Raw genomic sequence first — 12,293 nt, 5'->3', positions numbered from 1 at the left:
TTGCGTATTCCTCAAAGAATTTATCTCCGTTAGTCACGGCTTCTAAGAAGTTTTCTAGGGATATTGGCACAAGATCGCCCTTTATTCCCGGAAGTACCAGCCGCTGGGTTATCGGATGAGTTATATCCCAGGTAGCGTGGGTTCTTACATTTGCTTCGCGTGCCGCGTAATAAGCGGGAATAATACCGCCTGCTATACTTGCGATTAAAGCGATTGGCCAAAGGAGAGGAACTGCCATTAAAAGAACTGTCAGCAGAGTGCCAAAAACAATGCTATAGATCGAAATTCCCCATTCGTAAGTCCGTTTGATTATTTTTTGAACTCCGGCATTTCTTGCCGCATAATCAATTCCATCCTGTTTTGTAAGCTTTTTTTGGATCTCCTTCTTTATTTTATCAATGCTGTCTTCAGAATTTAATATAAAATTATTTTTGCCTAAAAGTTCATTTAAAATCTGCAGATATTTTTCCGAATGGCGTTCCACAAAAAAGGTCTTATTAACCTCTTTGCGTTCTTTAACTGCTATTTCTCTTGCCTTGCTTTTAATTTTCTTGCTGAGCTCCTTAATACGCTTTTTAGTTTCGGGGTTAAGAGGCCAGTCCATTAATGACTCTCTTTCAATCATTAAATCATTACGCTCTTTTTCAAGGCCTGCATTTTCCGGAAGCGCTAATCCCGCGCCAGTAGAAACCTTTGCACTATGTTCCTTGGCTATTGCCTTAATTAAATTAATCAAGGGGTCCATTTTCAAAACTGTTCCCTTACCTGAGGTTAATATCGTCGGAATATACAATTTGAATATTAAATCTAAATTAGCACGCTCAGAAGAGTTAAGCGTTTTGTCCAAGTTTATTATCCATTCATTAAGTGCAGTAATAGTTGCATTAGTAAAATCTTTTAAAACATTTGCCAATTTCTCATTTTGTTTTGACTCAGTACTAACAAGAAACCACACTTCTTTGAAATTCTCTAAATATACGGATAATTTGTCGGCCTCTTTTTCAGTAAGACCATTAATTTGTGAACTAACATTAAAAAAGCTTATTAAAAATGTTCTAAATATCGCTGAATATTCAGAAGTCTTTATATCTTTGTCCTGAGCAATTTTGTTGATAACTTTTAGCAATTCGGAAGCAACTATCTTGTTATTACCCGGATTTAAAATAGATTGTCCTTGTTTTATTTCTGTTCCGATATTTTTCAGTGAAGCTAAGAATTCTTTAAACAATTTATCTGGAACTGAAATCTCGGCTGTTTTTCCATCTATATTTACGGCAGTTAAAAGCACATCGGATTTCCCAAGCCAGAAAGGCATATTTTTCTTTTTATGCAGTGCTTTTGCTGCTTCATTCGCTGCCTCTTCTTTACTTACTGTCCAATCTCCTTTAATAGCTGTTTCTCTTCTTATGTCTGATATATCTGCGTCAACAATATCCTGGCCAACAGGGTGGTCAGCTATGAAGTCTTGTAATTCTTTATCTTTTGCAAAGAGTATTTTTTTGTTTTCGAAATCAGGTGCAAACTCTAGAGTGCACCAAATGGCAAAAAGCTTTAATTTTTCAATTAATTTCGGGTTCGGAAGGAGTTCGTTAAAATTACGTAAAAGTTTTAAAGCTTCAATACTAATTATTTTGGGAAAGTATTTGTGATCATTTTCTAATTGATAATTGTCCACAAATTTAATAAGTTGATTAATAAGTGTTTTATCAAAAGCAGATTCATTCCATTCTTCATTTTTTTCTTTTGCTTCTTTTTGAGATTCTTCTCTTATTTCACCAAGAAGCTTTTGTGCGGTTGCTATGGCAAATTCGGCTGTTCCCGGGCTGGTGAACAACTCTAAAGCTTTCCAAACTGTATCAACTGCCGCTTTTAATACTCCCCCGTCCTTTTTATCCTTGTCTCCAGGTTTTTGGGATTCATCGGAAGGATGAAAAGCTAACAGCCAGCCTAATTTATTTGCTTGTAAATTATTTAATCTTTCACTTAACCCCTTTTTTATTGCAGCTAAATCGGATTGGCATTGATAATCTGGAGGAAAATCCTTATCAATATCATTAACACCCACTGATATTCTGAGCAGTTGAGTTTCAACATCTTTTATATCTTTAAGCTCTTTGGCAGGGACTTTTATAGTTTCACCGACGCAGCCTATCATAAAGGCATAAGCATTTTTCATCATTTCTGCTATGAACGAAAAATGTTTTCTGTATTGTTCTTTTTTTAGGTATCCGAGTTTATAAGCAAGCAATTCAGCTTTGTAAAATTTATCAGACTTGCTCTCGCAAATATTTGATACTATACTTGCAATATTTTCTTTATCAATATTGTCAAAGTTCGTAACAAAATCCAAAAGATCCTGATCGAACATTTCGTTTATCGCTTTTGAGTCCCTGTTACGCAGTAGATATTCCAGTCTTAATCTTAAAATATCCTCCATAAGTTCAAGCATAATCTTTTTTACTTCACTTAATTCACGGATTGAATCAGGAAAATCGGCAAGAATATTATGTACGTCTTCTTCAACTTTCTTAAGAAGCGCCTCGCTCTCCGGATTAATTTTCTTAATTGAATCAGTCATAACCCTGTATGCCTCGCATACAGGCTCAAGAATAAACGGCGCTAATATCTGGTCGTTCTTTAACTCACCCAATTCCAATGCAAGTCTCTCGGCTAAAACAATATCGTGTCCAACTATTTCCTTAACAGCATCTCTTATTGATATATTTTTTGAAGTTTTTAGCATTGCTTTCGCAAGTGCAGTGGCTTTTTTCGCTGGAATTTTGATATTTTCATCCGTTACGACTTTCTTGATCTGTTCCTTAATTCTTTCAATTAAAACATCCTCATTTTCCGCAATCACCATTTTATTATTTTCATCAAAGGCAAAAACATAAACACCATCACTTAAGTTTGTCAAATCCAAAGTAAATATTTTCTCAAACATATCCAATTTTTTGAGATCATGGGGATCCGCGACAGGTTTTCTGATAGCACCGCGTATTATGAAAGGGACTAATTCAGGTTTTTTCTTCTTATCCATCTCCTCCGGACGAAGATCTCTGAAATAATACCCGTGAAGCTTGCTTTTTTCGCTTATGGTATTTTCTATTTTTATGTTTCTTATCTTAAGTTTAATATTTTTCCCGACAGGGAAAATTATCCTTAAAAGGCCATTTAAGGCAAAATTCTGGAGTTCTAGTTGCCCTTCTCCGTCAATAAACAATGAGGATTCTTTGCTTATTTTAACATTTGACCCTACAATTATTTTTTCTTTTAGTCTTTTTACTTCTAAGGCAAAATAGGGTGAAAGATAAACCATTGCTCCCCACATCAACGGAAGCCCCTGCGATACAATTTTTTCTCCTTCAATATTAATATCAATGTTCAAAGATTTCAAAAGTTTTCTAAAGTATTTATAATAATCTGCCTCAGCTGTGCCCATATAATCAAGAGGAAATCCGTCTTGCAGTTTTTTTCGCGCATTATTTATTGAATTCTTTACGGGAGAAAAAGCCATTCTTTTGTCTGCATAAAAAGTGTATCCTATCTGCTTATCCAAGTTTCCAACAACTTCCGACATAGGTTGCGCAATATCTTGCATCATCATTTCAACCTGGGTTAGTCCTTTACCTGAAATCTTTGTCCTTCCTAATTCTTTTTCGTTTTCCCATTTGGGATTGCAGAATTCCCCAATTCTAATTTTAGTCGGGTCATTAAGAACCTGAATATAGTATTTATTTTCTAAACAGAATATATTTGTATTCATAGGGGTTTCGTTCCGCTTGATCCCCATTTTATCCAGTTCTGATTCCATGGGTTGAAGATAAGAATATTCGACATTTGTTATCATTGGACGAAGTCCAGGAGCAGGAATTTTCGGATTTAATCTGAAAATTCCGCCAGAAGGTTCTCCTTTTGCAATTTCCGTGGAAGCGGTATTCATAGCAACTCCCTTTTCCAGAGAAATACCAAAAAGCGAACAAATAATATTGAAAGCCTGAGCATTTGTATCCTGAAAAAACACAGTGTGTGTTCTTCCTTCTTTAATCCATTTTTCTACAAGGCCGTGATTTTTGAGAACTTGATGCACAGAACCATGCCCGGGAGTTTTTAAAGCCGCAGCGTACCCATGCAAATAATTAGTCTCTTCTTCGCCGGTATCCAGGTTTTCAATTTTGTCACCTGCTAGCGCAAAATTACCATTAATATCAAAAGCAGGCACAGGGCTATCAGGAAGTACCTGAACTTGATCAAGATCTAATCCAAAATAGCCATTTTTTTTCAGCAAATTTATTATCGGTTCTGCAGTAGAATCAGAAGCAATAATAATATAAGGTATTTTGAAATTAGTTCCGTTCATTTTGTTGGAAATACTTTGTATGGCTAGTATGTTTTTACAATAGTATTCTAAATACGTCTGCATAGTAAGCGATGAAAAAGGAATGCCTGCTTTAATAAACGGATATTCAAGCCTGCTTCCTATTCCCCCTAGCAAATTTACGAAAGCAAGTTTACCAGCTGCATTTTTTAATCCTTTTTCAGTATAATTTTGGAAATTACTATCTTCAGGTCTTGAAATAGTTTCAATCGGTTTAGGAATTGAAAAATCATAATTGCCAAAAGGATTTATTTTTGCTTTTGACTTTTCAAGTAGATCTAATGCATTTTGGCGATACTTTCTAAGACCTCCGGGATAATTTCTATCTGCAACTATTAACGCATCCAGGACGCTCGCTTTATTGTTGTTAAATTCTCCGGGTTCTGCCCATTGATAAAAAAGATGGCATTGGCCCATTTCAATAAGGTCCATAACAATTCTCATTCTTTCATAGGTCCATAAATTCCTGGCAGAATCCAGATTATGGATTAATGTTACAGGCACATCTTTTCCGAGAGAGATAATTTCAGAGGTTTTATCGTAGAAAAATTGTATTTCCGACTGCTGTTTCTTTTCGCCCTGCGAAGACTTTGTAATACACTCAACTTTATATGTAATATGAATTATATTGTCATTTTGTTTTCCTTCGCAATCTTCATTATCTATGATGACTTCAGTTTTTGTATTTTCATATTCTTCAAAAGTACCTGAACACTTTTCTTTTATGTTTTCTGCAAGGGCTTCAGGATCCTCCGATTGTTTGAATCCTTCCTGGAGCATTGCCATTAAATCAGAAATTTTGAATTTCTCATATTTACTGTAGCCGGTCGCAAAATGAGCGCCCACACCTATAAATTGTTGTGCAATTTCTTCGGATATATCTTGTTCTGGGTTTTTTTCCGGAAGGGCAAGCCTTTGGCCGTTTGGATGGTCAATATCCCACGTTGCGTGGGTCCTGATATTTGCTTCATGGGCTGCATAATAAGCTGGAATAATACCGCTTGCCACACTTGCGATTAAATCAATTGACCCAAAAACGGGCACCGTTGCTAATAAAACTAGCAGTAAAGTAGTAAACACCATACTATATATTGAAATTCCCCATTCATAGGTCCGAAGCTTTATTTTTCTTGCGCCGGCTTTTCTTTCGTCATAATTTTTAACGTCATTTCCAACCAATCTATCCCTAACAAATTCAACTGCGTCTTCGGTAGTTATCTTTTCAGCACGAGCTTCCTTTTTGTTACGAATTTCACCGTCGTTCCAAATCTTCACGAGTTCGATTGTGCCTGAGTCGGAGCGTATTTTTCTCAAGCCGAATTGTGATTCTAATTCATCAACTACTTCTCTCAGAATTTTAGGGTAATGTAACTCAACAAACTCGGGCTTCATGCTAATTTTAAACTCATCCTTTGCTATTTCTCTTGCAATTCTTTTCTTTTCCTTTTTTGCTTTTCTTATTTCAGAATTACAATAATTCTTCCAGGAAAGATACTCAGCACGATTCATTCTTCTTTCATCAAACTCAGCTTTCTTCTCCTTGAGCAGAGCTTTGTTTTCTTTAATCAATTTGTTTTGATCATCAAGCGATTTTTCTTTATCGCTATTGCTTGGAAGAACCAGCCTGCTTCCAGCTGATTCCGAAAGACCATATTTGTTTCCTACTGCTTTCAGATCATCTTCATTTTTTGCCTGCATTACATCTAGACATATATCTACTGCGGCAGCAAGAACCTTATTATGCTTGTTTTTATAAATATCAATAAGTTTTGAAGGCAGTTTTAGCTGGGCTTCTTCAGAAAATAAATAAGGAGATATTACTTCTAAATAAAATTCGACTTGAAGACTTATATGTTCTCTCGTAGTTTTGATACTTTCAGCTGATTCTATCTGGTAATTTAGGAAAGAGCTTTTCGGCAAATCATTTATCCATCTATCTTTACCTTCAAAGTCTCCCATATCAGCAAAAATATTTATCATGAACTTTCTTAAATAATTAGTTTTTAAATTCTTTACTTTTACTTTTTCAAGAACTTCTTGGATATCTTTGATTAAAACTTCCTCTCCTTCTTCAATATAAGTACTAAATAGTGCCTCCTTTAGCCCTGGATTTAGAGGAACTCCTTGCTCCCAATGTTTATTAAGCAAGGCTTGAAATTTTGCATCATTGTTAAAAGTTCCTGCTGGCTTTTCTGGATTTCGATTATTTTTTTGATGAAAAGGTGTCTGCGCATCTATGGCTTTCGCCTTTGCTGGAATCAGGTTCCAATTGCTGAAATCAAGATCCTTAATCGCATTAATACCTTTGTAAACCAGCTCCTCTAAAAATTTTGAAAGACCTTCCTTTTCTTTAAGTTCGGGGTTATGAAGTCCTAGCAAATAATTAACCGAATCCATAACGGCAATTACCAATGGCACCGACTCCAACGAAGATCTAATAAGTGCTTGTATCGTTGCTTTCCATATTTCATCTTGCTCAAACTTGCGGAAAGGCGCGTAAAAAATTTCACAATCGCGCAAAGCTGTGTAATATGCGATCCACAGCTTCAACGATGAAGAGAACTCTTTTCCCCAGCGCTCAATTATTACATGTTCAACTTCTTCATAAACATCGTCGTTGTAGTTCCTAATGAAATCATCGAATTCTATTCCTATTTCTTTGGCCAGGCTTTCAATAAATTTATCAGCTTGAGCCTTATCTTTAAAGAAGATCTTCCTTATCCTCTTTTCATGTTTAACCCATTCATCGCAGCTCGCCGCGCCAATTCTTTTTTCATTATTTTTATTAAAGTATTTTTCAAGTGTGCTTGTCATCGTCCCCGTGCCGGATTCGTGTTCATTCGTAACGGTGTTTTGTTCAGGACATAAAACCTTTGTGATTTCTTCAGCACTATCAACAATACAATATCGTGTTATATCTACTGGCTTTATCAGGCCATCAGCTAATGGTTTTTCAGTAAGCGCTTTCATTATCGGTTCCCAATAGCTCTTTCCTACCAGTATTATAGGTTTATTGAGTTGTCCTTGAGGTCTTCTTTTTTCCATCTCAAAAGCTTCAAAGAGAAGACAAATATCTTCTAAACCTCCTCTCGGCAAAAAGACATAACCTTCGGCTTTCCTATACAAAAGATACCTGTGCAGCGAGTCAAACGAGTTGCCTACAAAAATATGATTTTCTGAATCAACACCATCTCCTTTAATAATTGATTGTAAATACTTTTCACTTACGGTTTTCTTTAGAATATTGAAAATGCTGCTTCTTTCCGCACGAAGATTTAAACCTTTTTCTCTCAGTTTTAATGCACTCTGTGTAAGGATAGGATCCTCTGAACTCAAATCTTCGCTTCCTCCGATAAAAATGATTGCTTTTTCAAGGGCTTCCGCTTTTTTTACCTTTTCAGCCTGTTCTATCATACCCTGAATATTATCTTTGGAAGTTGAAGGCATTCTAGCTTGCCTCTTTCCTTCATTTATTTTGTTGTTTTCCTCAACAATGTAGCGAATTGCTTCCTCAGGACTATCTGTAATCTTTGGCATAACAAAATTCCCTGATTTCCCAAGATCCGATTCCTTTAACTGATCCATAATCGGCTGCCAATAAGTTGTTCCAAAAAGCACGAAAGGAATATTCTGCCGCATCATTTCAAATACTTCATACAAAGTGCCCCATCCTCCAGTCACCGCAATTGCTCCGATCGCACCGTGAACTATAATCCCGGTTCTAAACACTATATTTGCTCCGAAATAAAAATGATCATCTTCACCCACTTTTTTATCCGTCACAGCGTATTTTTCTGCATATCTATTTTCTTTTACGAAACCGCCTCGTGGAGGTGTAGGCACACTAATTACTGGTTTTTCACCCTTGCCGTCTATTGCATAACCTTCGTGAGCGGCTTTCATGGCGCCCTTCCCACCACCTGTAGCCGGGACAAATTTCTTTCCTGCCATTACTTTTCCGAGGTTCACCACTTGATTATAAGCATCAGTATTTTCTACAAGAGCAGACCCGCCAAGAACAGCAATAATATCCCCCGGATACTCTTTATCTATTTCTTCCAAGAATTTAGACGCCATAATTAATTCTTTATTAAATTTATCTTCAGAAATGGGATTTATATTTGATGTAGCCATCGGCGACTCCCCGGATTTCTTGTTTGGCTGATTGTCAAAAGTTGCCGGGGTGTTTTCCTGAGTTTCACGGGCACTTCCTACTTTCCCCTTTAGGTCCGGAGTTTGCTTCATACTTGCTTCAATATCACTTAAAATATCGCCTTCAATAGGCTTTCCCCAACTGTCAAATACTTGTTCGAACTGTTTAACTACACTAGAAAGTGCCCTGCCCTGTTGATGTTCGCAATCGCGCACTGCCGCATAAGAACACAGTTGTTTGGCAAGCTCTTTCCATAGCGAAAGGTTTTTTCCCAAATGTCTCATTTCATCCAAGGCCTCCATAGGAATTGCTTTTCTTCTTTCCTTAGTTAGATCGCCTTCAATAAATTGGTCAAAAGACATGTGGATCTTTTCAGCTATATGTGTAAGGAATTTATCGGCATTAGCCCTTGATCCAAAAAATTTAACACATTCCTCTGCGCGTTTCTGCCAGGTATCGAAGTCTTCAGGTAAGGCCCATTTTGCTCTATTTTCAGGATTCTTGAAATACTCCGTCATTATCATCATGACTGACGGATTTTCTGAAGTATCTTTTCCATTACCCGGTTTGGTCAAAGGCTTAAGGTAATGCTGAATGTTGAAAATAGCGTGAAGTTCTCTGGCAATTTTTTCAACTACGAAAAAATTAGGATTAACAAACAAAAGTAGCTGCTCCAACTCACCTTTAATTACCCTTGCTACTGTTCCAATTATTGACTCAGAACCTTCCATTCTCTCAGGTTCATTCTCTCTTAAGTATGCCAGTTTCTCTGGAGTAACCTTTCGTTCTTGAGCATCTTTTTTGGGGGCTTCACCCAGGGTACGTATTATTTTATTGTCAAAACTGGACAAAACGTGGACAAGATGTTCATCAACAAATATTGCCGCCGCATCCGTAAGCGATATTTTTCCGTGCATTACTGCTTTAGCAAGCATCATTAACTCATGTGCTTCAAATCTAGGAGAATAGTAAACTTGGCAAAGCCTTCGTAAGATTCTAAGAGTTTGCTTTATTCTTTCAATTTTCACTGCTTCTTCGCCTGCTGTGCCTTCAGCTAAACTATCTATAAAATCATCTTTCCACCATTTATCAATACAGTCTTTATTGCCTAAATATGAAAATACTTCGTCCAGATCTTCATCTCTCAATTGATTCTTAGATTCCTGCCATTCAGATACATTCTCGCTTTCAATATTATTGGGATAAACCCACCGTTTTCTTCCGAAGCTGAAGGGATCTTTATCCTCATCCGTGATACTACGAATTAAGCCGTACCTAAGGTCAATCATAAACTCCTCATATGTCGCGGGTTCGGTAAGATTCTTATTTCTTTTTGTCTCTGCCATTGTGCCCGTGTCTTCAGGCTTTGATTTTTCTAGCTTGCCGGTTTTATCACCCCATGTGTCAAACTGTTTATCAAGATCTGTTTTTTCCTGAATTTTATCCAGCTGTGACTTCCAATATCTTAATATCTCAGTCTTTTGATTTCGGTTAAGCTTCCTAAATGATGTGCCTTCTAGCGTGGCATCCAGCCAAGCATGAAGATCTTTCATTATAGTTAAGATGAGATTTTGTTTATCAGAATCTGTAACCTTTTTATTCAATTCTTCATTATTGGAAACACTCTCTAAAATTTTCAAATAACTCACAATATATTTGTCTATTTCCTGAAATGATTCGTCCAACGGAAGATTTGTCACGAAGAACATTTCGAGATATAAAGTAACGTAACTTAATATCTCTTCTGGATTTTTGTAAGTCTTTATGTTATCCGCAATAACATTGTTCAAAGCCCTTCCCACATACTCTTCTTGTCCCGAAATCACAACTCTTTTTCTTTTTATCGGAACTTTGTAAGTATCTAAATATTCGTTTAACTTGGGGTCAACAAGCTTATAAGACGTAAAATATTTGTCTTTCCATGCGTTCTCCGCAGCTATTTCTGAATCAATCTCATACATCGACTTTTGATAGCGCTCAACTATTTTTGATGCTCCAATTACTCCAACCCCGATTATCTTTAATACTACACCCAATACAAATGGAGCAACAAAGACTAGCGTCCAAATTATGGAATATAGTGAATATATATAATAACCTTGCATTATAGATTGAAGCACTGGCGCGGCGAAAAGGATTCCAAATGCAAGGAAAGCGCCAAAGCCACCCAAAAAAGAATCGGTAAATTCCTTGATGCCGTCGTTGCGCTCCTGATGCCTATGAGCTATTTCGGCCAAGTCTGCCGCTTTTTTGTTAACTATGTTTGTCGCCGTCTCCGAACTGGTAACGTCTTTGATAATCTGATTTTTTTTATCTGAGTCAATAGTTGCCGGGGCTTCAGAATGGACTATGTTCCAGGCTTTATGGACAAATTTTTGGATAAATTTAGGGATTTCAGTTTGAAGAGCAGATCCCATTTTTTTAATTTCTCTCTTAATAAGAGCTCCGAATTCTATCGCAACATCGTCTTCGCCAAATTCCTTTATTAATAAATCGTAGACTTTGGGAATCAAGCCCTCTATATTTACCCCTGGTATTTGACGCGACCATTCAAGCGCAAGTTTTCCAACAGTTAAAATAAGAGTAATTCCTGTTTCCGAACTTTTATTGCTATGTAAAGGAAGCAATATTTGAACTATCTTAGCAATGTCATCACCCCTAACAACAGGGTCCCAAAAGCTCTTAACTTCATTTTCATTTTTATTAATGTGATTAATTTCACAGTCACGTTTAGACAAATAGTAATTTATGTTTTCTTTTAACTTTAAGAAATCTAAACTATATTTTTTTGCTATTTCTTCTAATTTAGCATCTTTTATATCATCTTTTATTTTTAGGGGCGGTTCGACAAATTTGTCAAAAGACACTTCTAAATCTTTCGCCAGTTCTTTTATGAAATCGTTAGCTGAAATGCCTTTTCCTTTAAACAAAATTTCAAAGGCTTTTGCTTTATCTAGCCATCTCTCCCAACTCTCCGGGAGATTCTTATCTTCTTTGTGTATTTCATAGTAGTCTTGGTAAGTGGAGTTCATCGTCGCAGGTGCCGATTCTTTGCTTACTTCTACCTTTTCCGTTTTGGTGTTCCAAACTATGGTAATGTCAACCCCTTCAAGCATATATCTAAAACGATATATTCCGGTTTTTGCATCTGAAGAATCCTTATCATAGCTGAAATCGCCTATACCCAAATAATTGAATTCCTTATCTTCTGAGAGCTCCTTAACCAATTTATCCATCTCTTGAGCTATTTTCTCAGGTTTCAGATCTTTCCGTTTGGCAAGCTCAATCCGGAGAGCCGCTTCCACATATGCTTTTGTTATTTCAACCTCTTTTCCGTGAGCATTCAGTTTTTCTATCCCTTTTGCAAAAGCAGGCAAAGCCACCGTCTGCGAAGCGAACTCCTTTGCGTATTTTTTGGCAAGCTGATCGTAAACTGACTTGGCAAATTTGGTGTCATTTGTTACATTGGGAGTTATTACAAGGTATGAAATATTCCTGTCTTCAAGTATTTTTGCAAAACCTTCCGTATGAAAACCCCCGGTAACTACCACTGCTATATCTTTCGCATTTTCTAAAGATGCAATTGTTTTTGAAATTGGATCAGGATGAGACGCTATTTTTTCATTTTTGTTTTGAGAAAGAGGGGCTTCCCCGAAAATATTCTTGATAAAATACTCGTTTCTTTCTACGTTAACAGAGTAGAACTTGTCAAAAAGTTCACTGCAGGAACTTAGTTCAGTCAACCTATCCAAATTCACGTAT

The 12,293-nt window shown here is 36.6% G+C and carries 1 protein-coding gene; it reads right to left on the bottom strand.

Annotation, left to right across the window (positions count from 1 at the left end):
* On the bottom strand, positions 1 to 12,293 hold a 12,293-nt coding region (locus tag NT145_05570; protein MCX5782154.1), incomplete at both ends, for an LOG family protein.

The organism is Elusimicrobiota bacterium (assembly GCA_026388075.1).
GTDB lineage: Bacteria > Elusimicrobiota > Endomicrobiia > Endomicrobiales > JAPLKN01 > JAPLKN01.
Note: the sequence above shows the minus strand (reverse complement) of the source record. Positions and strands in the feature narration are given on the sequence as shown.